This window comes from Zhurongbacter thermophilus, from assembly GCF_026184435.1.
GTDB lineage: Bacteria > Coprothermobacterota > Coprothermobacteria > Coprothermobacterales > JAADFF01 > JAADFF01.
On record NZ_CP046447.1, the window covers coordinates 243,529 to 268,037 of the forward strand.

Here is a 24,509-nt window from a genome sequence, read left to right on the forward strand (position 1 = left end):
AGGGGGTGGGAAGTATGAAGTGGACAACCCGTGGTCTAAGATTGTTTCTTGATGTTGTGAACCGTATGCAGGAGGACGATGTTATTCATGTTCTTCCTGTTCTCATGCAATCTCTTGAGTGTTCTGGTTTTGTGAAAAAACTGCAATCTGCAGTACCTGAGGAGGCTCTTTTTTTGCTTTCTCGTATTGAAGGGCTTTTTCCTGAACACCGTGCTTATGTGCTAACAGATGCCAGAGGTGGGGAGTATCTTGCTATCAGGCGTTATGGAGGATATGATTTTTATGAAATTGATTTGGAAGAGGAGGGATAGAAATGAAAAAGCTTACTGTGGGAGTGGTTCTATTGATGGCGATAGTATTTGCAGCTAGTATTTTACCAACTGTTGTTGCATCAACTGTTTGTTCTCATCCTATATATCCTGATGTACAGGTAAAAAAAGAAGGACATTGGGTATATCTTGACTTTTATGCAAAGACGAGAAGTCTACAAATACCCAAGCTTTATACAAAATTTGTTTATCTTGAAGTTGATAAGAAAGATCTTGATAAAGTCGGTTTGAGATATCATGAAGGCAAACCACAGAAAAATAATTATTTTATGTATACATTGTATCAAGTACCAGACGATGGGAAGTTATATCTTGAAGATAGAAAGTTGTGGTTACCCGATGGTAATTTTCATCTAAAAATATCTTACTATACTTGCGGTATTCAAATCTTTAATGCCATCTTGTCAATAGATGGGACCACAGCTACTGTATCTATTGAGAATACCAAGTAAAGTATGGTATAATTTCTCGGCGCACAATAAAGTTAAGGGAGGTGAACATTGTGGCTGTAGATTACGATGTTCTTATCGTTGGAGCAGGTCCAGGAGGTTTGACAGCTGGATTATATGCTGCAAGATATGGATTAAAGACAGCTATTGTTGATAAGGGTATGCCAGGTGGTGCCCTTTTAGAGCTTGATGAGATAGAAAACTATCCCGGTTTTGAATCTATAAAAGGTCCAGAGTTGGCAGAGCGTATGAAGTCTCAGGTGGAGAAGGCCGGTGTAGAAATTTTATGGGATGAGGTATCCAGTGTTGTGCCTCATAATGATGAAGGATATGTAGAGGTGCAGGCTGGGTATTCTTATACCGCTCATGTGCTGATATGGGCAACTGGTGCAGAGCATAGACATCTTGGTGTACCCGGTGAAAAGGAATTTGCCGGTCGCGGTGTATCTTACTGTGCCACATGTGATGGTCCTTTCTTTAGAGGAAAGACCATTGCCGTTGTTGGTGGTGGTAACTCTGCATTTGCCGAGGCTTTGGTGCTTGCTGGTCTTGCAGATAAGCTATATCTCATTCATCGTAGGCAGGGCTTTAGGGCAGAAAAGGCTCTTGTTGATAAACTAAAAGCCCATGACAATGTTGAGTTTATACTGGATACAGTAGTTGAGGAGGTCAAGGGTGACCAGAAAGTAAATGCCCTGAAAATCAAAAATGTTGTAGATGGTAAGACAGAAGAATTGCCTGTAGATGCAGTATTTATTGCTATAGGTCTTGTGCCTAGAAGCGATATCCTTAAGGGTATTGTTGAGGTGGATCATAGTGGTGCTATTATTACCGATGAGCGTATGAGAACCTCTAATCCTCTTATACTTGCTGTTGGTGATGTGAGAAATACACCTCTGAGACAGATTATTACTGCTGCTGCCGATGGTGCTATTGCCGCCGAGACAGCGCATGAAATTGTTGGTAATATCAAGAAGTAATATTGCAAATATAACTATATATGCTTAGGGGATGACATGTGTCATCCCCTATGTTATTTTTGCTCCCTCCAGTAATTTAGATATTTTGTTTAATATGTTTGTTACACCGATTATTGTATATTTATGTGAATTATGTATATAAGAATGCATATCATATGTTAAAATTTTGGTAGGAGGTGATTGTTTATGAAAAAATTGATGACAGTGTTAGCTCTCATTCTGGCGGTGAGTATGGTATTTGTTGCATGTGGTGGTCAGGCACAGCAAACTTACAACTTCTCTATGGCAACCGGTGGTACAACTGGTACTTATTATCCTCTGGGAACAGCTATCGCACAGGTTATATCCGATTATGTTGACAATGTAAAGGTAGAGGCTCGTTCTACTGGTGCATCTGTTGCCAATATTAACTTGCTGAAAGATGGTCAGGCTGATATGGCTTTTGTTCAGAATGATATTGCCTATTATGCCTACAATGGTGTTGTCCTTGATGCTTTCAAAGATAAGAAGGTAGATAATATTGCCGGAATGATGGCTCTCTATCCAGAGCATATTCAAATTATTACTCTGGCAGATTCCGGTATTAACTCCGTTGCTGATCTAAAAGGGAAAAAAGTGGCTGTGGGTAATGCTGGTTCTGGTGTAGAAGCCAATGCAAAGCAGATTCTTGAGGCCTATGGTCTTTCCTTTGATGACCTTGCTCTTGCTGATAGAGTATCTTTTAAGGATGCTGTCCAGAAGCTTAAGAACAATCAGCTTGATGCAGCATTCCTAACGGCAGGTTATCCAACAGCTGCTGTTAATGAACTTGCAGCTTCCAAGGCAATTAAACTTATTCCTATCGATGATGAGCATGCCAAAGCTCTCAAGGAGAAATATCCGTTCTATGTACAGGATATTATTCCGGCAGGCACTTATAAGGGTGTAGACGAGGATGTAAAGACTGTAGCCGTTAAGGCTATTCTTATCGTTAGAAAGGATATTCCTGAAGACATCGTATACAAGATGCTCGATGCAATATTTGCTCATACTGATGAGATTGCCAAAGCTCATGCCAAAGGTGCAATGATTAATCTCGACAATGCTGTTAAGGGAATGTCTATTCCTTGGCATCCCGGTGCAAAGAAATTCTTTGAGGAGAAAGGCAAACTTTCTAAGTAACTATGCGGAAAAGTATTATCTTCCTTATAGTGGTGGCGGTGGTTGCCGCCACCACATTTTACATATCATGTCTTGGTAGTCGCCATCTTGTCTTTCATGTAACACTTAATGAGCCTGATGGAAGCGTGAAAACATATACGGTTGATGTTCCGGTAGGTAAGACAGCTACACTAACGGTGGTATACAAGCATTCGGTTATTAGGCTGGATGTCAAGGATATTATTCGTGTTGATGATAGAGATTTTCATGCCCTGTGGTCGGAGCTGCCAGATTTTGGGGCAGGTCTGCCAGCCGAGGGTGCTGTAGAGGTGGCTACTATATCTGATACGGCCTCTGACTATAGGGTAACGGTGACCGGTGAGAGGGATTTTAAGCATCTTACATATCTTATGATTCCTCTTAATCGGTATAGGTTTTATGTTGATGGGAAGCTTGTGCTTATGCCCGAAGTGAAGAAAACGGGTAGAGTTGATATAGAGTGGAAAAGGGGGTGCCTGCTGTGGCAGAGGTAAAAGAAATCATTGAAGAAATCGATGAATCTGCAGATAATGGAGCTGTAGATGTACAGAAGATCTTAGAAGAGTATGAAGGTGGTGCCGCCACACGAAGTACAGGTAGTGCGTTTTGGGATCGCATTATCAATGCTATAGCTATTGGTATGTCGTTGTTTCATTTGTATACAGCTTTCTTTGGGGAGTTAGCTACCCTTATTCAGAGAGCTATCCATTTGGGTTTTGCTATGTTTCTTCTGTATATCTTTGTAGCACCTAAAAAAGGCATGGAGAAAATTGGCTGGTATGATTATGTGTTTGCTATACTTGGTGCCGCATCGTCATTTTATATAGTACTGTTTTATGAAGATTTTATAGCAAGAGCGGGCAGCCCTAATATGTGGGATATCATTATGGGCGTAATTCTCATTGCCCTTGTTCTTGAGGGTGCCCGTCGTGTTGGTGGTATATGGTTTTTCCTTATCATTGCATTTTTCCTTGCCTATACATTCATACCCGGTATGCCTGGCATTTTAGGGCACAGGGCCTATCAGTTTAAGACAGTTATTTCCCATATGTATAGTGTTGAAGGTGTCCTAACAACTCCTATTGGTGTTTCGGCAACATTTGTCTTCATGTTTATTCTGTTTGGTGCTTTTCTTGAGTTTACCGGTGTTGGCAACCTCTTTATTGAGCTTGCATTGGCCCTTGCAGGATGGTCTGTAGGTGGTCCTGCAAAGGTTGCCGTTATTGCTTCAGGTCTTATGGGAACAATATCTGGTTCTTCGGTGGCTAATGTTGTAGGTACAGGCTCATTTACCATTCCTCTTATGAAATCTATTGGTTATCCTCCATACTTTGCCGGTGCTGTCGAGGCTGCGGCATCGACAGGTGGTCAGATTATGCCACCTGTAATGGGTGCGGCAGCATTTATTATGGCTGAATTCCTTGAGTTACCTTATAGAGATATTATGATTGCCGCTATTTTGCCGGCTGTCTTGTATTATCTCGCTGTTGGTATTATGGTTCACTATGAGGCAAAGAGGTTGGGGCTTAAGGGTATATCCCGTGAAAATTTGCCATCTGCTGTGAAGATACTTAAAGAAAAGTGGATACTATTCTTGCCTATTATTGGTATAGTCTACATGCTTTTGAAAAACTATACACCAACATTTACGGCCGCATGGGGTATTGTTATAGGTGTTGTGGCTATATACCTTGTGAAAGAGGAAAGAAAGTATATGAAGGCTATATTTGGGATTCTTATGGTGCTTGTTCTTGCCTCAATTTATATTTATGGTTTTCCTCAAGTTGAGGGTAAGGTGCACCTCTTTGGTATGGTGATACAGCGTACGACTTTAACAAAGTGGCTCAATATCTTTGGTTTCTTTACCATATTTATTGCCCCTCTGCTATCGTCTGCACCTACTAAAGAATTTAAGAGACTTCTTGATACGCTGGCTGGTGGTGCCAAGAGTGCTGTTGGTGTTGCCATGGCATGTGCCGGTGCAGGTATTGTTATAGGTTCTGTTACACTAACAGGTCTTGGTGGTAAGCTGACGACTTCTCTTATAAATATTGCATCTTCTTGGGCTGCAGGTCTTCATAGTATAATGCCATTTATTTCGCAGGATGGTATGAAACTATTCCTAACGATGTTCTTCACCATGATTGCATCTATTATTCTTGGTATGGGACTACCTACTACAGCTAAATATGTTGTGCTTGCAACAATGGCTGTGCCCGCTATGGTTAATCTGGGTGTTTTTCCATTGGCAGCTCATCTCTTTGTTCTGTACTTTGGCGTTATTGCAGACCTTACCCCACCTGTGGCACTTGCCGCATATGCCGGTGCAGGTATAGCAGGAGCTGATCCAAACAAGACAGGGTGGACGGCTGTGAAGCTGGCTCTTGCCGGTTTTATCTTGCCATTTATGTTTGCATATAATCCGTATCTGCTCTTTATTGACCCTGACAAGACGACTATGAGTGTAGGTGGCAAGCTTATTCCATATTCTCAGTATCTCCAGCAACTGCGAGGAGGGACTAAGTTCTTTGCTGTGAAGATAGGAGAGATTACATTCCTTGCCGATCCTATTAAGATACTCCAAGTGTTTATCACAGGTCTTCTTGGTGCTTATGCACTGGGTCTTGCTGCTGAGGGATACGAGTCTGACTATCTGAAATGGTGGGAAAGAACACTGTTTGTTATTGCGGCATTTCTTATGATAGATCCAACATTTATTACTGATATTGTTGGTATTACACTCCTTGCCGTGACCCTGTTTATACACAAAGCACGTGTTAAGAGGTTGAAAGCAGCATAAAATGATAAAGGGGGCTTACTAAGCCCCCTTTGCTTATATGGAAATGATAAACGCTGTTTACAAGGGGGAGATGAATATGGTTATTAAGGACCTTATGAGGCAAAAGGATTTTCGCACTAAGATGCTTTTCTGGTTCGGATTGTGGGGTAGTGTGCCTATGCTGGCTTCTTCCATAGAAAGTGCAATTAAAGAAGAGAGAAGACCCTCTGTTTTTATGAGACTAATTGGCCTAAAGCTCATGTTTTTAGGAGTTTTACTCAATGCCATTAGTGGTAAGACACTAAAAAAGTATGGACATTTTGATGTTTCTGAGGGAATCAGTGCTCCGGATAGAGTGGTAGATAAAGGTATATATTCGTGTATGAGACATCCAGCCCAGTTTGGTTCAGGATTGATGGGATTGGGTATTGGTATGCTTACAGGAAAGCTTGCGGGGCTAATTTCAGGTATGCTTGCCTTTATGATGTCTCTAATCTTTATGCTTAATGTTGAAGAGCCTGAGACGATGAAAAGATTTCCAGACTATTGTGAGAAAATGGCAGGCAAGCCAGCCTTTACACTGAGACCTAGCTGTTTACTCAAAGGCATCATTGCATTGTTTGGTAAAAATCACTAGATAAGGGGCGGGGTGCACCGCCCCTTAGCGATTAGGATATATCTGCTCCGGCAAGTACTGCCCATATCCACACGATAAAGAATGGAACTCTGAGAAAGTCCCAGAAAAACCAACCGATAAAGAATATATATGCTATGAGGGTTAGTGCTATATGGAGATATGGTGGTTTTCCTCCCTCTGTGTATCTCATCCACCCGGTTGGTAGTGGAAGCCAGTCGAAAAAGGCGCCAATCAATGCAATCCATGGATTATTAAGGTAAAAGCCTATGACAAACAAAGTTCCTGCCACAGCCACACATAGCAGCGTCAATCTTTTCTTTGTTATATTCATACTCAATCCCTCCTTTGTAAACATTGTTTACAATATAATGATAGCACACAAGGTATGGATAGGATGACTTATAAGTCTGATAGTTTCTCAATGAGAGTATCAGTTTCTACAGGCATTAGCGGATTATAGTTTCCTGTGCGAGAATCTATGTAATCTGACACAAACAATATTTGTTCCAGTATACTTTCAGGTTCTCTTTTGGCTCCCCAAGACTTTAGGCCATGGTGTGTTTCTATGAATCCTTTTAAGGTTTGAATAATGACATCGAGCTTATCTGAGTCTTGGTATTGAGAAGATAAGAAATCGTGTATTTTATCCATGATATCTAAGCCTATGTCGATATGCTCCTTTATTTTTATTGTTGTTGGTCTTATTGTCAATATATGACCTTTTTTGATGGGAGTGAAGGCCATAAGCTTGCCTATATCGTGGATTAAGCCACCAGCAACGAGCATTTCTAATGGAAGTCCGGAGATACCTTTATGTTTGCCAAGGGTGTGTGCGGTAGATGCTACTCCTATGCTATGTATAAAATTGCCTCCAATATAGGCATGGTGGTATGTGCGAGCCGATGGCACTGTATGGTAGCGGACTCTTAAGTGTCTTGCCTCATCCCATACAGGACAGTCTATGGAAATTTCTTTATACAGCACCTGTTTCAGTATGCACAGTAATGTATCATCAGTTATAAGGCCAAGTATGTTGTCTATAGAAGAATGATGTTGGCGAAAGGCACTAAGCGTTGTTTTCATATCTGTAATGAGGGAAAAATCTTTGCTTGTAATAAATGTCTTACCTGCCATCTCTTCGATGCCATCGATATGTTGTAATGAGACAGATATATAGTCATCAACCTGAATTTCGGGGATATGACCTATGAGTTTTGCCGATAGGTTCCACTTAATGACGATAGTGTATATATTCTTTTCTATAGAGAGGACCCTACCTGATATCAGGTAGGGTCCGTCATGTTTTATATCTTCTATAGACTGGATAATTCTCATGGTATAAAGAATATGCCTATTCCTCTGGTTCGTGGGTCCCAAGTAACTTTGGCACCAAGTATTTCAGAGAGAAATCTTACAGGTACGAATGTGCGGCTATCAACAATAACAGGTTCTCCCATATCTTGACCGTTATAGTTATGAAGGTTGATAAGCTTGGTTTCACCATTTTCTGTTATAGACACCGTTGCAGAACCGATATACAATGTTTTCTTTTTACCCTCTACATCTACGGTGACCTTATCCCTGACTTTCATGTTCATGACTATTTGTAGGTTGTCCTTTGTTAATATGACATCTCTTGTGTCAGGATTCCAGCCTATTTTATAACCCAGCGCGTTGCCTACGAATCGGATAGGAACAATGGTACGGTTAAAGCGTGGATCAATAAATGGAGAAACATCCATATTGCTCATTTTGCCATTGGCAAAATATAGTGTTTTTCCTACCCATAGTTTTACTATTGCACCTCTACGCACAATAAGTGTTTCAGATTTGGGTGAACAGGATACACCGTCGCACAGCCTTGCATAGATTTCATATTTCTTTATCTCGTCTGTGAAGAACATATATGTGTATCTGCCCGGTTTAGGAGCAGGTTGTTTCTTGGTAAGAAGGCCGTCTTGATACCAGTATATCGTGCCCGTTGCACTGACTTCTACAGTAACTTGTATAGAATCCTGGAATATCTTAATGTCTGTATGTGGGTCTGGAGATACTATGTGAGGAGCTGGTATTTTACCGGGTACTATGAAAGTTATTGTTGAGGTTAGACCCGATGCGTCGTGTGCTTCTATTGTTAGAGTAGATCCAATGGTAATGTATGACTGTGGTATATCGACGGTAAACACCTGAGTAATATCTTCCATGTGTATAGGATAGTAGAGACCTATAGGATAGATCGTTAACATATCGGTGTCTTTGTCATAGTCGGTAACTTCAATATCTAGTGCTAATTTTCCATCGTGCCAGTATGCATCCTTTATATTAAGAATTGGTGCCCATACAAACGTTACAGTAGCTGTTTTCCATACGCTGAAGTTGTTACCACCAATGGCATTGACAGCAATGGTGTATGTGCCATCTTGACTTGGTGTGAAGGTTTGCGGTGCTGTACCAAGAAATTTATTTCCCACATATATATATACGACAGATGCAGTATCTACACTTGGGGCTATATCTATACTAGGATCTTCGGTCTTTGTAGGGGTACCTATGTCATATATGTGTGGCATTGCTCCAGTGGCTGTAAATGTGGCGGAGTATGTATCTCCACTGGGAATTTTTATGGATATAGTATGTATGATTTTATCTGTTATAAGCTGTGTTTGTATAGAAAGTACTGTACTTCCTTTGGGTAAAGGCGCTATGTCTTGTATATGTATATTGTCTGTTAGTAATGTGGCCGATGGGATCTCCATGTTACTTGTAATCGTTAATGTTGCTCGACCGCTAGTTATGAGTTTGGGGAATACAAGTGATATTTGCGGTTTTTCTGCCACATAAACGGTAATGCTATCGCTGGCTGTATAACTTCCGGTTGTGGCGAGAAGAGATATCGTATGATAGCCGGTGGCTGTGAAGGATGTTGTGGCAGATATAGTGCCTCCGGTAGTTGTTCCTGTTTTTATGAGCTTATTATCAACCATTAATACGTATGATGCAACTGATGAGGTGAAGATTTCAGCTTGTATGGGTACTGTGCCAAGGGTCAGGGTTTGCCCATCTTGGGGATATGTAATGTGTGCTATAACAAGTTTTCTGTAGATAACTATAGATGTGGATGTTTCACTATATCCATCAGATACATATGCTGAAATAAGATTTTTACCTACATATAAGGGTATAGGGATATTTGCAACATTAGTAGTATTGATGGTGCCACTATATGCAATATTTCCGTTGTTGGTGATTTTTAGTGAAAGGGTTGAAGTATCTTTATCACTAGCTGTTAAGGATAAAGTAATAGCTGTGGCTGTTGTGGCTGTATTGTTTGCAGGATATAGTATTTTGACAACAGGTGGATTGTTCACTATGTTTACCGTGATTTGTGCTACATCGTAATTGCTGTCTTCGTCAAGCACAGTAAGGGCAATAATGTGGGAACCGGGGGTATTAATTTTTATGTATTTGGTAAAAGTGCCTGTGCTTGTTTTTCCAGACTCCAAAAGCTTTTTATCTATTGATAAAAAGTATGTAAGAGTGCTACTGTCTGCATCAGTAATATTTGCTGTAAGGGTTATTGTACTGTTTATGGCAAACGTTTCCCCTTCCTGTGGAGATGTGATTTCTATATGAGGTTTAGATGAAGCGTATATTGGGGCCAGAATGATTGATGAAAGCAACATAGCAATAACAACTATGGCATACAGCCATCTATAATTTTTCATTTTTACCCCTCCTATTTAAGCGGTATAATCATAAATTTGCTGAGTTGTATATCTCTTATACCACCGAGTTTTATGGCAAAATCGCGTATTTCCTTAGCTTTACCCCTGAGGACAATGATTTCGACACATTGCGTCTCCGTTGCATGTATGTGTGTGGAGAATAGAGTAAGACATGTTTTTTCGTGCCCTATCTTGTTGAGTCTTTCTACAACAAGATCATTATCGTGATCGTAGGCTATAGTTAGAACTCCTATAGCGTCTTCACTGTCACCTACCTCAAGCTCAGCCTTTTTCTCTCTGGCAAGGTCTCTAATAAGCTCAGAGCGAGATGCGTAGCCGTACTCTTTTACAAGGCTGTCTATGAATGCTCCAATTTCATCGTCTACAGATACTGTAAATCTCACCATACCTCTATTCTACACCTACCTTTTTATAGCCTCCTTCTTCTGGTGGCCTAAAGGCATATTCTATATTTGTTATAACACGAGCAGTTGTATCAAGTAAAAATGCCACAGTGAAAAGCTTGATTATTAAGCCTGTTGTTATAAGGAAAAATGGACTGACAGATACCATGATACTGGTAGCCTTTGGATCGTATACGGATATTATCAGAAGTACAAACAGCATTACAATACTGCTGTGATCTACATAAACATTGAACATGATGACACTGGTATATCTTCTGACAAAATATTCGTATATAGGACCGACTTGGGCTAGGATGCTAATACCTGTTAGGATGCCAATAATGGCAAGGAATGTATTGCCTGTGATATGCTTTACGACAAGGGATATGATAAGTATGGCAATAGAGAGGATGGTGGATATTCCCAGTGCTTTATGAACTTTTAGTAGGTCTATACCCATCCATACCCAAGTTAGCAGGTATAGAATGCTAAGGACAATGTATCCATAAAACTTTATCTGTATTAGTATGGGATGGTGTGTAAATGATGCCACACCGTCTATAAGAATCACAGCAATAAAGCTCCACAATATAAGCTTTTGGATATTCAGGATATTAAGTAGACGACCTAAAAACCATATAGCGCCTTCTTCTGTCATCTGTTCCTCTATACCTATAAGCATTGCATATGCCAGCTCTGAGGCTCCTTGAACGGCAAGATAGACTCCCTCAAATGCTATGGCGAGAAAAATGGTAAATAGCCAAACGGTGATATCGTCTGTGAAAAGCACTCCTGCCAATGAAAGGGGCATAAATATCTGGATGTGGCCCAGTAGGCGACCGACATCTTTATTTCTTGCCACTATCCACCATATAAATAGTATGAGATATATGCCCAATACGATTTTTTTATAGCTATGCATAGAGGGATAGAGATAATATACACCAGATAAGATCCATATAAGGCCGGCAGGTAGATAGTCTTGACTCTTTTCTAAGAACCATAGGGCAATAAGGATAATGCCAAACACTATAAGTGCAATGCTGCTTTGTTTTAATAGATGGGGACATTGTAGACAATCAATACCGGATAAGTTGTCTCCCATGCCTTGTCTGTAATAATAGCCTAATGTTGAAAATATCTTGCTGGCCCAGTAGGCCATTACCAGACCTATTAGATATCTTGTTATAGCTAGTATTGTGAAGAGAGTTTTGCCTCTTTTGCTGATAGTCTTTTCATCAACATCATACATAACTTTCGCCCCTTTCTATGGTTTGGCTTTCCATGAATTTTTCTCACATATTGTAATCTATTTTCCCCTCGTGTTTGAATCGGTATTGGATGTTTTCGATGAATTTAGAAGCACTTTGAACCAGTATGGCTATCACTAACATCTTTACAAGTAGGGGAATGGCGACAAAGAACATGTGTTCAAAGGTAAAGAGATAGGAAAAGATCAGTTGCCATGGGAGAATGCCACCGATGACAATATATAGAAGTATAAAACTCATGGTGGTATCGAAATATTTGTCAAATTCCATTACGCCAATATAACTGCGGAATATGTTTTCTACAATAGCCGAGATGTACGATACAAGACCAAATGTTGTTATGGCTCCTATGAGGCCGATATATGACTCGTGGTAAATACCTGCTACTACAAGGAAAGTTGTTGTTATGAGAGTGGCAATGATAAGCATATGTCCGCTGCTGCGATGAATGTGTCTTAGTACTATACCCATTGCTATCCATGTAATACCGTATATGATAAACAGCATGATGCGTAGGCTATTCCATATATGGGATAATTGTGGTAGGAAGGGTTCTGCCAGTGTGATAAAGAGGTATCCCCATAGCATATATATTTGTAGACCAACGATCCTCTTCATGGTTGGGAGCACATTCAATACATCTTGTTCTGATGGTGACGTTTTATCATTGCCTGTAACTAACCATGCTATTTCTGATGTGCCCTGAATCATGAGGAATACACCTTCTAAGAAGATGGCGAAGAATATAGAAAATAGCCATACAAGTTTGTTATCTGTTAGCGCAGGGCCGAAAAGGGCAACAGGCATAAATATCTGTAGTGTACCCAGTTGCCTGCCTACTTGTCTTTGGCGTTCTACTACCCACCATACAAATAACACTATAAATACAAAGGCTAACTTACCCCTTGATAGATGTATATGTCCTCCCATTTGTAGACCCGCAGTGGCCCATATGATACCAGCAGGGATATAATCACTTGTCTTATCTATGAGATATAGAAGTATTAATAAAACTCCCATGATAGCCAGCGCTGTGCTACTGTAAAATAACACTTTATGACACCATAGGCAGTTTTCCCAGATAAATTCGATATCTCCTTTAATACTTATGAGATAACTCATTGTTTTAAAGAGGACACTTGCCATAATAATCATTGATAATCCTAAGAGATATTTCAGGGACGATGTAATTAAGAATAGTATCGGTTTGTTTTTATTGTCCATTGCTTATTCCCCCTTAATTTTCATTATCAGAATATTATAAACTATGAACCATTTCCATACTTCATACTTCATACGATGATCCCTTGACAAACCAACTGGTTGGTAGTATGATATGTATTAGGTATAAATACCAACTGGTCGGTAAGGAGGTGTAAAGAATGGATGCATTTGCCGATTGGGTGTATAAGCGAAGGTACTGGATAGTAATCACAGTTTTAGTTTTGGCTGCAATATCTGGCTATATTGTCTCTACCCATCTTAAGCTTAGCTACGATATTATGAAAACTATTCCTAAAGACGAACCGGCTGTAAAGGCCATGAATATTCTCAAGCAAGATAAAGATATGGCAGATATTCTTACGGCAATTACTCCTAGTGTTTCTGATCCTGTAGATGTCAAAGGCTATATTGAGCGTACGAAGGCATTGCCTGATGTTAAAGATGTCAACTGGATAGGTGACTTTTATGATGTATATCAGCCAACAGAGGTGTGGTCTGGAGACGAAAAAGATATGTTTTGGAAAGATAGTTACCTTCAAACCCAAATTACGCTCTCTGCCAGTGTGCCATATGGTGATACTGTAAAGATGTCTAAGATTATAGATAAGATCAAGAAGTCTATGCCCCCCGGGACGGGGTTCAGTTCTACCTATGTTATGGCCATAGAGATGCAGGAGCGATATCAGGGAGATATTATTAAGTATGTCCTATGGGGAGTGTTGTTTGTTCTGGTATTTCTACTCGTAACTTTCCCGTCTATGCTTATACCATTTGTCATAATACTGTCGATGCTTCTTGGGGTGCTTATAAATGTCTCTCTGTTGTCTCTCATTAAAGATCAAGTTTACTATTTAACGGTAACAATTATTGTTGTATTGCAAATAGCAGTAACCCTTGACTATAGTTTGTTCCTATACGGTGTTTATAGGGAACAGAGATTGAAAAAGGGTAAAGACATAGAGCACTCTGTTATTACAGCTATTAAAAATTCATTTCAATCTATTCTTGTTAGCATGCTTACGACATTCTTTGGTTTCTTTGCGCTGACATTTGGAACCCTCACTATGTTTAAAGATATGGGTTGGTTCCTTATGAGTGGTGTTATGATTTCTTTCATTTTGACCCTGACATTTCTACCTGCAACACTGGCTATTCTTGATAGACTTATTCTCTTCCTAAGACATCCGGCTATTGAAATAGATCCTCCTATGGGATTGGGACGCTGGCTTGTTAAGAGTGCTACCGTGCTGGTTCTTGTGTTTGTCATTATTGCCGGTAGTGCTTTTTACTTCTACCATGAAACAAAGATGAATTTTGATGTTGCCACATTCATGCCCAATGATTTACCATCTGTGCAGGCTCAGAGGCTAGCAGATGATGTGTTTGGTATTTCCTCTAAGGGTATTCTGCTACTACCTAAAGATAAGGCAACGAGAGAGGTATTTAAAGAATTTGAGGAGATACCCGGTGTAAAGAAGGTAGATCACTACCTAACGGCGTTGCCTGAGGGGACACCTAAAGAACTGGTTCCAGATAAGCTAAAGAAGCAGTTTGACGGTAAAAAGTATACGGTAGCGTATGTAGAATTTCAAGAAGACCTCTTGAAAAACTCTGCACCGGTGTATGCCGTAATGGATAAGGCCAAGCAGTATGGGGGCTACCTAACGGGTGAGCAGGTGCTTAATGTGGTGCTTATGGAAAAGGCACTGTCGGACTATAAGAAGATTAGCCTTATAGCTATGGGACTGATATTCCTTACTGTAGTGTTTGGATTTAGAAGTTTACTTATTGGTGCAGCGCTTGTTATTCTCATAGAATCTGCTATATGGTTGAATATAGCCCTGTTTGGTGGAAAGGTGGCATTTTCAACTCCTATTATTCTCGGTGCAGTACAGCTTGGTGCGACTATTGACTATGCTGCTTATATTACTTCAAGGTATCTGCACTACCTGAGAGAGACTGGAGATCATGAGGAGGCCGGTGCCAACACATTACATTATGGCTTCCACTCTATCTTTACATCTGCAGGTACCATGTTTCTTATGAACTTGCCTCTTGCCATTATGTCTGATGTGCCTATTACCAAGGAGACGGCATATGCCCTGTCTCAGGGTGCTATTGTCTCCATGATTATGGTTGGCCTGTTTGCCATACCACTACTGAAATTTATTACCAAGGTTAAGAAGGGAGGGGTATATCATGAGGCGTAAGGTGTATATAGCCTTTGCGGTTGTTGTTTCTCTGTTTATAGGTAGCATTGCGGGTCTTGTATGGGCCCAAAGTAATACGGTATCTACTACAAGTATCCATGAAAGGTGGCAGACGGTATATGTTATAGGCAACAAAAGAGGTGAGGCCGATAAAGTCATCGTCGTCGATATGTTGAAAACAAAGGGGAATGGAGGACTTCAGCTATCTATACCTGTAAATGTACCCATTGATAGGGTCAAGCCATATACAGATGATATTAATGTGTCGTATAACGATGGGAAAATTCTACTCACAGCTGATAGTGCCACAGGTACCATTTATTATCGTGCCGATGTACCCTATACCACCGGTGTATTACCATTTGACTATTCGTTGAAGTGGTACTTTGATGGCAAAGAGGTAGATCCCAATACCATTATTGGTAAGACAGGAACAGTAAAGCTTGTTGTGTCAATGAAGAGCAACTATAAGATAGATGATACATATGTGCCTTTTCTTGGTATGGTTAATGTCCAAATAGATACATCTCATGCCAGCAATGTAGAGACAGATAGCATGCCTCCGATGGTTGTTGGTTCTTACTATCAAGTTAGTGGTATAGTTATGGCCCTAGATGAGGAAAAATCTACATATGTCCAGTGGCATGCTACAGATTTTCAATATCCCGATATAAAGATTGTTGTGATGCCTCACTTTATGGAAGTATCTCTTCCTGATATGGCTGGACCATTACAGGAGCTTGTAGATAACATAGATAAATTGGCAAAACTGCCAGATGCACATGAGAAGATAGTTAAGGAGCTTTACAGTGGCATAGATCCGGAAAAGGTTGGAGAGCTTGCATCCGGACTCAAACAAATGGACGAGGGGCTTGCCCAGATTGTGGCAAAACTAGACGCCTCTCTATCTCAGCCTGAAAGTATGGATACATCGAAATTGCAGCAAATGGAAGATAATCTTCGTCTAATGGCTAAAGCCCTTGATGGCTATTATCAGGTGCTGTCTGGTCTTGCTGATGGTCACCAGAAGCTCATGGCTGGAGCTTCTCAGCTTGAAGGAGGGTTGTCTCAGCTTCAGACCGGTGTTGAAAAGACCCACGATGGACTGGGACAACTTTATCAGGCATCTCAACAGCTGGTAGAGGGTTCACATCAGCTAAAGGGTAGCCTTAGTCAGGTATCCGGTGGTGTCGATAAGCTGGCTGAAGGGTTAGTTCCCATTGTGGGAGGTCTTGAGAAGGAAACAGAGGGTCTGAAGTTTATGGCTACCGGCACTCAGGGAGTACCTTCTCTTTCCCAGCTTGCGCAGAAAGTTGCACCATCTGATCCCCAGATGGCACAAGTACTTATGGCATATCAGAGGGTAGCATCAGATACACTGAAAGGACATATTCAGCTGGTGCAGGGTATGAAGACATGGCAGACATCATTTACCTCCATGGTGGGTGGTATTAAGCAGATTTCTGACGGTATGGATAAACTTGATACCAGTATAGTGCAGTTGTCCGCCGGTCTGGGTCAGGTATATATGGGAACAGCTTCATTGTCTCAAGGTGTTGCTGCTCTGCACGGAGGTGCCTCCCAGCTAAATCAGGGACTTCAGCAAGAGTATAAGGTTATCGTCGCGCTACGTGATGGGGGAGAGATTAAACCCGGTGTGTCTTTACCGTCTTTGAAGAAACTTGCAAGCGGACTTAATCAAATGGCTGATGGTGTACATATGCTGAGACAGGCACTGCAGGAGAAATCTGTAGAGGCCCAGCAAATGGTAGAAAATATGAAGAAACTTAGAGATGGACTTGCTCAGATACAGGTAGGGCTTGATAAGGCTTATAAGGGTACGCTGCAACTGCAGAAGGGTATGGAGCAGATGAAAGATGTCTTAAAGGTACTTGCATATGGTGGTACATTGCAGGGTAAAGATGTACCATCGATTGCCAAGACAAGTGAGTATCTACGGGAAATGGCATCGAAGTTACAGGAGAAGGTTAACGATATAAAGAAGAGTCAGGAAGAGATAGATAAGTATAAAGAGGTGGCAAAGAAATATACATCGTTTATGGGGCGAATGGAAAATGTTCCATCTCATGTAGTGTTTGTCATAGTTCCTAAGTGATAGCCAACGAATACTCCCATACTCCACACCCAAGGGCCGGCTCATGCCGGCCCTTCTTTAATTGCTGTCTTCTTCTTTATCCTCTGTTATGACCTTATATACTTCATCGGCTATTTCTAAAAACATACTACCTATATATTTGTCAAACTGGGTGCCGAGGTTTCGCTCTATCTCTTCTTTAGCCTCTTCAAGTGTTAGTGCTTTTCTATATACCCTTCGGTTTACCATTGCGTCAAAAGCATCTGCTACCGCTATGATTTTAGAAAGCATAGGGATTTCGTCACATGTTAGCCCATTGGGATATCCTTTACCATCGCATCGTTCATGATGGTAAAGGATAATTTCGGCGATTTCTTCCATACCCTCAATAGGTTTGAGAAGCTTGTAGCCCATGACAGGATGAGTTTTTATAATTTCATATTCTTCTTTGGTCAGTCGGCCGGGTTTGGTTAGTATATTGTCGGGAATAGATATTTTCCCTATATCGTGAAGAATAGATGCCATATACAGTTTAGACAGTGTGTTTTCATCGAGTTCTAATTTCTTTCCAAGCATTTGTGCTGCTTTAGCCACATGCAAAGAGTGTCCTTTAGTATATGGATCCTTTAGGTCCAATGCTCCAACAAGGGCCATCAGTATATGGGTGTGCATTTTTTCTGTTTTTTCACGGAGCATTTCCATATGCATGAAGGTTTCAAGTAGTGAGGCAAAAGCATCCATGACATCGGTAATCGTTTCTGCGTACTGTGTTTTTTTGCTGAGTGATATACCGAATACTTGTCCTGTAGAAAGTTTGGTAACGATGAAGGTTCCTTCTGGTGTTTCTACTATCGAGGAGCGTTTATCTTCAGGTACTTTTCTTAGTACTTCTTTGACATTGACAGCCACTTCGCTCTGAATAAGAGAGCCTGATTTATCGTATATGAAATATCCTTGTATTTCTTCAGAGCTACCTTGTAGCATTTCTCCGATATCCATAAGGAATCTTATAGGGTTGCCTGTGGTGTGACCTTCAACAATACTTTTTATAAGAAGCATGAGCAACTCATGTTCTTTCTGTAGGTATGAATAAGCCTCTTTAAGGCTATTTTCCATGGCAAGTATTTCAGATGTTTTAGCTTCAATCTCTTCCCATAGAAGTACATTGATACGTCTGGATGACAGGTAGAAAATGAGAAGTACAGTAATAAAAATTAATATAAGTGGATAATACCCGAAGAGTGTTGTACGAATGAAGTTAGAGGTAATAAATGAGGCAATATGTTGGTCGTATACAATACCCACAACTGTTAGCTGTGATAGAACACTGTTTAGAGGTCTAACGATTGTACTGACATTTTCATCTGGAATAGATTGGCCTATAATGAGGTTCCCTTTAACATCATATAGAGAGAAATCATAAAATTGTAGATTGGTTTGCAAGAAAGGTGCCAGTTTCTGTGCTGGAACTGTGGCAGTATTCTTTGTACCTTTGATGATGATCAGCCCTGTTTGTGGGTTATACGATATTTTTTTCAGTTGCTGGTTTCCTAGTATCATGGATACTATAGATCCCATCTGTTTGTCTATATTGCTTTCTTTCAGTACTGTATGAAATGTATTATCGTCGATGGCAGATGAGATATCGTATATGTTTTTCCAGTATAAAAAGCCGGGGATGACAGAAATTACCACAATAATAAGCATAGCTGTCCCGATGCCTATTCGCAAAGAGGTTATCTTAAACAATGTTTCGTCAGAGTTTCTTCTCTTTTCTGAAATAATCATTCCCATTAGTACCAACAAAGAAGATATGGTGACTATAATATATGCCGGTGTAAGCTTTGTTGTATAAGTAGTGTAGAACGATAGTGGCATAAGAGACATTGTGAATGTGGCAAACAAGAATGCGAAGTTATGTTTGCTTATAGATAGAGATAATATTAACGGTATGGCAAGCAGTGTGAACATATATGTGTATATGCGTGATGGTATGTACAAACCGGTAAAGTCGTTTGCCAGATAAAGGTAATACCCTACAACAATGCTTTCTATTGTTAAAGGGACAATGCTCCATATAACCATTTTGTTGAGTTTTAAGAGTAGGTATGATGTGTATCCGATGATGACAGATAAGATGATAAGGCCTAAGGAGTAAACGAGGGGATATCTTTGAGTGACCAAGAGTATAGATATTGCTACCGGTATAGATGCCCATATAACAGTTGTGCAGTATTCCTGATAGGCGTCTATAAGTATGAGATAACTACTATATGCAAGCAGCAGCAGTAAAAGTGATACAGATGCTATGAGTATGATATGAGGTTTATAGAAAATAGCCTCAGTATTGGCAATATGATATGCAATTTTGTTGTTGATGGTGTTTACAATTGTGTGGAGCGGTTTATTGTCAAGGTCATGTAGCCCGTTCTCTATAGTGAATCTCACTTTGTACATTGCCGGTGAAACGGCTCCCTTACTTGCGATAGTTCTACCGCTGCCTGCAAATACTTCAAGTATGGTCTTGGTATCCTTGTCGGCGTCTTTGTATATATCTTTCCATGCTTCGCTGTTAGCTGGTAGATATCCTGTGTATGTTGCTATAGCTTTTTGAGCTTTGTACGATGTGAGATATTTTAGAAATTCTCTTATAGCATTGATCTTTTCTTGAGAATAGGATTTTTTGACTATATAGAGTGCAGCTCCACCAATAATGGATGTATTGCTATTGTAGTTTATGCCTATCATAGGGTGAACAGATACTTGATAACCTCTAGCTTGCATTTGCTCTTCTATATATTTTTTATCTGAAGAAGATGTGATAAGCATAATAGCTTTGCCATCAAAGAAGTTTTGATTGGCCTCTTCCCATGATTTAGGGCTTGTTAGGAGTAAGCATTGTTTGGCTTTTAGTGAAGATAAGTATGAAAATGTCTCGGTGAGGGCTGTAAATGCTTCTTTACTGAGTTTGGTGCCCGGTTTGGTGCGACCGTTATCGTGATTGAGAAGGGGAATTCCCTCTACGGCGATAAGTTGCTCTATAATCCATGAGTGTAGTGGAAATGTCAGCACTGCTCTATTTGTTACCTGATTTGATGTGCATATATTGCTGATCTCTTTCAGTGTTTTAGGAACTTTATCGATGCCGTACTCCTTAGCGAGGGTTTCATTGATGTATAGAACAGGAATGGATGTGTTAAACGGTAGTCCGTATGTGATACCCCAAACAGTGTAATAATCAATGGCAGATGGTACGAAATTACTTTTATTGATAGTCATGAATTTGGATGCTGGGATGATGTCATTGTTCATTATCATACCGCCGAGTCCTATATCGTATATAAGTACAACATCAGGCCATCTATCTTTGGGTATCTTTCTGAGGTTCATTGTCTTGATGTATGTTGAATCATAACCACCTGTATTAATGAGATTAATATGGATATGGGGATTTTCCTTTTCAAAGTCTTTGATAATATCATTGATGGGACCTGAAACATAGGGATATGCGAGACTTTGCCAAAATGTGATGATAATATCATCTGTTTTGGTGGGGGGAGTCGCTCCATATGTGGGAGTGGCAAAAGCAACAGACAGCAATATAATAAACACTATAATTAGGTTTATATATCGACCTGTCTTTTGCTTACTCATACTAATATTTTACTTGTTACATTGCCTATTTATACTCTTCAGGGCGTGGTAGAGGGGCGAGCAGGAGTAAACCGTTAACAATGGCAGATACTAAAAATAGCATATAAGGATTATAGTCGTATAACATACCGCCAAGTGAAAGTCCTATGCTACTTCCGATAGATAGCAGTGCACCAGTGCTTCCCAATGCTTTTCCCATGTCTTCTGGTTTAATACGGGCACTCATTACCGTTTGACTGATAGTTAGTAATATGAATCCTCCACCTCTCAGTATGTAATATAGAGCTGCTGAGATAGGGGATGTAATAAACAGAATAATACTTGAGAGGGAAAAACCTGCTATAGCTGTTTTGAATACATAGGGTGGAGGAGCATGTAACCTTGTAACTGCCATGGAGAGTAAAAGGGAAGCCACGGGGGTTAAACTACTAAGTGTACCTATGGTACGTTCCTTCATGCCTATGCCATCTTTAAACCATAATGGTGCATTAGCCCGAAGAAGTGAGGAAAATAGCCCGGCTAAAAAGATAATGGTAAGTAGGTATCGATACTTTATAAATACTCTCCACATAGATACAAAGGGATTTTCTTTAACATCATCGGGTAGTGGATCAACTTCCGGTAATGTTATCTGAAGCATGATGGCACCGAGGAGTATAAGCCCAGAGAAAGTTAGGAATACTGATTTCCAACCTAGATACTCTACCATGTATCCTCCAATAGGTGGACCTAAGATAAAGCCGATACTGAATGAGGCACTAATGGTGTACATAGCATTGTTGAATTCTCTTAGGTTAGGGGCAAGTGATAGGAGCATAGAAGATCGGGCAGTAGGCGAAAGGTTGGATAGTCCCATCAAAATGGCGGCTGTTGCCACACCTATTGTCGTAGGAATGAATGCATAAGCGAGGCCAGCGGCAATGGCAAATAGCCAGCCAATAAGGAAAAGTTTCTTTCTTGGCATTTTATGGGTAAGGTAGCCTGCAAGTAGTGTAACAAATGCCCTAGTAATACTATTGAGACTGAATACTGTTCCTACAACAGTGGCATCAGCTCCAATGCTTTTTATATATAGGGGCAATATATTCATGTAAAGCCCCATACCAAGTGTAAACATAAATGATGCTATAGATATCCATAGCTTTATGCTGTAGAACTTCTTTGCCTCCACTGTTACCCCTCCCTCCTTAATGTAGTTTATATCCTATGTGTAATTTTTGATACCTCCGTTCTTTATAAATACTTAATATGCATTTCTTCGCTTCCCTATTTAAATGCTTAGGTTCTTTAGTGTTGTGTGAGTTGCTTATTTATTACATAAGATATTGAGATTAGATAAATATATATAATTAGGATTTTAACGATTGTTGGAGGTTTTGGGAAAGTATAAATCGATTATTTGTAAATATTTGATATCTGATAATTGCCAATATGTGGTCTGTTATTCGAGAAAAAACTCTTTTTTCTTGAAGTTGTAGATACATGGAAAAACACCTGTCAAATAAATACAAAAATACAGTGTCAGCTGTGATGGAGTTTGAATATCGTGAAAAATACATGGTTACTTTTTATTTTGTGATTTTTTGGTTTTATTTGAGGCTATACTCATGATGTAAGTAAAAGCAAGGGGGGATAGAAATGAAAAAACACTTGGTGGATTTTAGAAGGCTTATTGACGACTATGTGTATCAAAAGGACTGGAGAGTTAGAGAGAATGCCAATACCTCTTACTCTCTTCAGGGACTTAATCATCACCTCGCTTCATCGCTAGTTGCCCGCTATTGGCTTGAGGTAATATATCCTCCCTATATTGGAGATGCACATAAAAGGGGACTTATGCATATTCACGACCTTGGTATGCTCTCTGCTTATTGTGCCGGATGGGACCTCGAAGATCTCCTGAGGGTAGGTTTTACCGGTGTACCATCTAAAACTCAAAGTAGACCACCAAAGCATTTTTCTACCGCTTTGGGGCAGATGGTGAACTTTTTATATACTCTTCAGGGGGAAGTAGCTGGTGCTGTAGCGTTTTCCAATGTAGACACATTTCTTGCACCGTTTATTGCCCATGACGGTTTAACCTATAAAGAGGTGAAACAGGCGCTTCAGGAGCATATATATAACCTAAACATACCTACAAGGGTAGGTTTTCAAACACCATTTGTCAATTATTCTATGGACTTAACTCCTCCACCATCACTGAGGGACAAGCATATCATTATCGGTGGAGAGGAGATGCCTGAGACATATGGACAGTTTCAGCGTGAGATGGATATGTTCAACAAGGCATTTGCAGAAGTGATGATGGAGGGTGATGCCTCAGGTAGACCGTTTACATTCCCTATTCCTACATATTCTATTACCAGAGACTTTGACTGGGATAACCCCGATTATGAACCTATTTGGCTCATGACCGGCAAATACGGTATTCCATACTTTGCCCTGTATATCAATTCTGATATGGACCCTGATGATGTCAGGAGTATGTGCTGCCGTCTTCGTCTTGATAATGAGGAAATTAGAAAGAGGGCAGAGCAGGCACTTATGTTTGCCGTAGAGACTGGTAAGAAAAGTGAAAAAGAACTGGAAGAGCTGAAGAGAAGGGGAGGAGGTCTGTTTGGTGCCAATCCTTTGACAGGCTCTATTGGTGTTGTGACTATTAATTTGCCAAGAATAGGATATGAGGCAAATGGTAATGTGGAAAAATTCTTTGAAATACTTGCAAAGCGTATGGATATAGCTAAGGAGTCTCTTGAGATAAAAAGAAAAGTGATAGAAGAGTTTACACAGATAGGTATGTATCCATATGCTAAGTTCTACCTCAGAAGCGTATATGATCTGTACGGTCAGTATTGGGCTAACCACTTTAACACCATAGGCATTATCGGTATGCACGAGGCTATTCTCAATATGACAGGTGGCAAGTATGGTATAGAGCATCCCAATGGCAGGGAGTTTGCCGTAAAGGTTATGAAGTGGATGCGTGAGCGTCTTGTAGAATATCAGAAGGAAACAGGAAATATCTATAATCTTGAGGCATCACCGGCAGAGGGAGCCTCATATAGACTTGCCCGCATAGATAAGAAAGAATATCCTGATATTATCACCAGCGGAGAATCTGAACCTTACTACACCAACTCTACATTCCTACCAGTAGATTACACAGAGGATATGTTTGAGGCTCTTGATCATCAAGATGAGCTTCAGAGCCTGTACACAGGGGGTACGGTGTTTCACGGTTTTCTTGGAGAGAATATTACCGACCCCGGTGTTGTGAAAGAGCTTGTTAGGGTGATAGCAGAAAATTATACCTTGCCATATATAACCATTACACCTACATATTCCATATGTCCCGACCATGGTTATATACCGGGAGAGCATGAAAGATGTCCCATATGTGGTAAGGAAACAGAGGTATATTCCCGTGTCGTGGGATATCTTAGGCCTATCAAGTCTTGGAATGATGGAAAGCAGGAAGAGTTTAAACAGAGGCTAGAATTTAGTGTGAAAGTGCCTTCATCTAAGGAGGCAAGACAGCTTAAGAACCGGTAATGCTCCCAACCCGCTCAC

At 40.3% G+C, this 24,509-nt stretch carries 17 protein-coding genes and 1 pseudogene; 10 read left to right on the forward strand and 8 right to left on the reverse strand.

Annotated features, from left to right (window positions below):
* The first annotated feature begins 14 nt into the window (after positions 1 to 14).
* From GM182_RS01005 to GM182_RS01035, 7 genes are all read left to right on the forward strand, one after another.
* Entirely contained in the window at positions 15 to 311 is a 297-nt protein-coding gene (locus GM182_RS01005) for a hypothetical protein (RefSeq protein ID WP_449186741.1), read from the forward strand.
* Between the two features lie 2 nt (positions 312 to 313).
* Complete coding sequence (locus tag GM182_RS01010; RefSeq protein WP_449186742.1) at positions 314 to 781, forward strand: hypothetical protein; 468 nt, start codon at positions 314 to 316, stop codon at positions 779 to 781.
* Positions 782 to 831: 50 nt separating this feature from the next.
* Positions 832 to 1,758, forward strand: coding sequence for a thioredoxin-disulfide reductase (gene trxB / locus GM182_RS01015; RefSeq protein ID WP_449186743.1), 927 nt, complete (start codon positions 832 to 834; stop codon positions 1,756 to 1,758).
* A 186-nt stretch (positions 1,759 to 1,944) separates the two neighbouring features.
* Positions 1,945 to 2,919, forward strand: coding sequence for a TAXI family TRAP transporter solute-binding subunit (locus tag GM182_RS01020; protein ID WP_449186744.1), 975 nt, complete (start codon positions 1,945 to 1,947; stop codon positions 2,917 to 2,919).
* Between the two features lie 38 nt (positions 2,920 to 2,957).
* Entirely contained in the window at positions 2,958 to 3,431 is a 474-nt protein-coding gene (locus GM182_RS01025; protein WP_449186745.1) for a DUF1850 domain-containing protein, read from the forward strand.
* Positions 3,419 to 5,737 carry a TRAP transporter permease gene (locus GM182_RS01030; RefSeq protein ID WP_449186746.1) on the forward strand — a complete coding sequence of 773 codons (2,319 nt, stop codon included), beginning with the start codon at positions 3,419 to 3,421 and terminating at the stop codon, positions 5,735 to 5,737. Before GM182_RS01025 ends, GM182_RS01030 begins: the two co-directional genes overlap by 13 nt.
* A gap of 76 nt (positions 5,738 to 5,813) precedes the next feature.
* Complete coding sequence (locus GM182_RS01035; protein WP_449186747.1) at positions 5,814 to 6,353, forward strand: PEMT/PEM2 family methyltransferase; 540 nt, start codon at positions 5,814 to 5,816, stop codon at positions 6,351 to 6,353.
* 31 nt (positions 6,354 to 6,384) lie between these two features.
* On the opposite strand, the gene GM182_RS01040 is transcribed toward GM182_RS01035, so the two are convergent.
* From GM182_RS01040 to GM182_RS01065, 6 genes are all read right to left on the reverse strand, one after another.
* Complete coding sequence (locus GM182_RS01040; RefSeq protein ID WP_449186748.1) at positions 6,385 to 6,684, reverse strand: hypothetical protein; 300 nt, start codon at positions 6,682 to 6,684, stop codon at positions 6,385 to 6,387.
* A 68-nt stretch (positions 6,685 to 6,752) separates the two neighbouring features.
* Positions 6,753 to 7,730, reverse strand: a complete 978-nt coding sequence (locus GM182_RS01045; RefSeq protein WP_449186749.1) for an HD domain-containing protein — start codon at positions 7,728 to 7,730, stop codon at positions 6,753 to 6,755.
* Positions 7,685 to 10,078: a copper amine oxidase N-terminal domain-containing protein gene (locus tag GM182_RS01050; protein ID WP_449186750.1), complete on the reverse strand. Its 2,394-nt coding sequence runs from the start codon at positions 10,076 to 10,078 to the stop codon at positions 7,685 to 7,687. The genes GM182_RS01045 and GM182_RS01050 overlap by 46 nt, the downstream gene beginning before the upstream one ends.
* A gap of 11 nt (positions 10,079 to 10,089) precedes the next feature.
* A complete protein-coding gene (gene nikR / locus GM182_RS01055; protein ID WP_449186751.1) occupies positions 10,090 to 10,485 on the reverse strand; it encodes a nickel-responsive transcriptional regulator NikR in 396 nt (131 codons plus the stop codon).
* A 4-nt stretch (positions 10,486 to 10,489) separates the two neighbouring features.
* On the reverse strand, positions 10,490 to 11,737 hold the full coding sequence (locus GM182_RS01060) for a hypothetical protein (RefSeq protein ID WP_449186752.1): 1,248 nt from the start codon (positions 11,735 to 11,737) through the stop codon (positions 10,490 to 10,492).
* Between the two features lie 43 nt (positions 11,738 to 11,780).
* Entirely contained in the window at positions 11,781 to 12,980 is a 1,200-nt protein-coding gene (locus GM182_RS01065) for a hypothetical protein (protein ID WP_449186753.1), read from the reverse strand.
* A 158-nt stretch (positions 12,981 to 13,138) separates the two neighbouring features.
* On the opposite strand from GM182_RS01065, the gene GM182_RS01070 reads away from it, so the two are divergent.
* Positions 13,139 to 15,190: an efflux RND transporter permease subunit gene (locus GM182_RS01070; RefSeq protein WP_449186754.1), complete on the forward strand. Its 2,052-nt coding sequence runs from the start codon at positions 13,139 to 13,141 to the stop codon at positions 15,188 to 15,190.
* On the forward strand, positions 15,180 to 17,306 hold the full coding sequence (locus GM182_RS01075; RefSeq protein WP_449186755.1) for a hypothetical protein: 2,127 nt from the start codon (positions 15,180 to 15,182) through the stop codon (positions 17,304 to 17,306). Before GM182_RS01070 ends, GM182_RS01075 begins: the two co-directional genes overlap by 11 nt.
* 57 nt (positions 17,307 to 17,363) lie before the next feature.
* Here GM182_RS01075 and GM182_RS01080 read toward each other — a convergent pair whose 3' ends face one another.
* On the reverse strand, positions 17,364 to 20,885 hold the full coding sequence (locus tag GM182_RS01080) for an extracellular solute-binding protein (RefSeq protein ID WP_449186756.1): 3,522 nt from the start codon (positions 20,883 to 20,885) through the stop codon (positions 17,364 to 17,366).
* A gap of 79 nt (positions 20,886 to 20,964) precedes the next feature.
* A complete protein-coding gene (locus GM182_RS01085; RefSeq protein WP_449186757.1) occupies positions 20,965 to 22,110 on the reverse strand; it encodes an MFS transporter in 1,146 nt (381 codons plus the stop codon).
* Positions 22,111 to 22,574: 464 nt separating this feature from the next.
* Between GM182_RS01085 and GM182_RS01090 the strand changes: the two are divergent.
* Positions 22,575 to 24,491, forward strand: a pseudogene (locus GM182_RS01090) (ribonucleoside triphosphate reductase); the annotation flags it as partial.
* Positions 24,492 to 24,509: the final 18 nt, after the last annotated feature.

Bases quoted from the DNA above. Each gene is read 5' to 3' on its own strand.
- GM182_RS01005 (WP_449186741.1), top strand. From the start codon at position 15: ATGAAGTGGACAACCCGTGGTCTAAGATTGTTTCTTGATGTTGTGAAC.
- GM182_RS01010 (WP_449186742.1), top strand. From the start codon at position 314: ATGAAAAAGCTTACTGTGGGAGTGGTTCTATTGATGGCGATAGTATTT.
- GM182_RS01020 (WP_449186744.1), top strand. From the start codon at position 1,945: ATGAAAAAATTGATGACAGTGTTAGCTCTCATTCTGGCGGTGAGTATG.
- GM182_RS01035 (WP_449186747.1), top strand. From the start codon at position 5,814: ATGGTTATTAAGGACCTTATGAGGCAAAAGGATTTTCGCACTAAGATG.
- GM182_RS01040 (WP_449186748.1), bottom strand. From the start codon at position 6,684: ATGAATATAACAAAGAAAAGATTGACGCTGCTATGTGTGGCTGTGGCA.
- GM182_RS01050 (WP_449186750.1), bottom strand. From the start codon at position 10,078: ATGAAAAATTATAGATGGCTGTATGCCATAGTTGTTATTGCTATGTTG.
- nikR (WP_449186751.1), bottom strand. From the start codon at position 10,485: ATGGTGAGATTTACAGTATCTGTAGACGATGAAATTGGAGCATTCATA.
- GM182_RS01060 (WP_449186752.1), bottom strand. From the start codon at position 11,737: ATGTATGATGTTGATGAAAAGACTATCAGCAAAAGAGGCAAAACTCTC.
- GM182_RS01065 (WP_449186753.1), bottom strand. From the start codon at position 12,980: ATGGACAATAAAAACAAACCGATACTATTCTTAATTACATCGTCCCTG.
- GM182_RS01070 (WP_449186754.1), top strand. From the start codon at position 13,139: ATGGATGCATTTGCCGATTGGGTGTATAAGCGAAGGTACTGGATAGTA.
- GM182_RS01075 (WP_449186755.1), top strand. From the start codon at position 15,180: ATGAGGCGTAAGGTGTATATAGCCTTTGCGGTTGTTGTTTCTCTGTTT.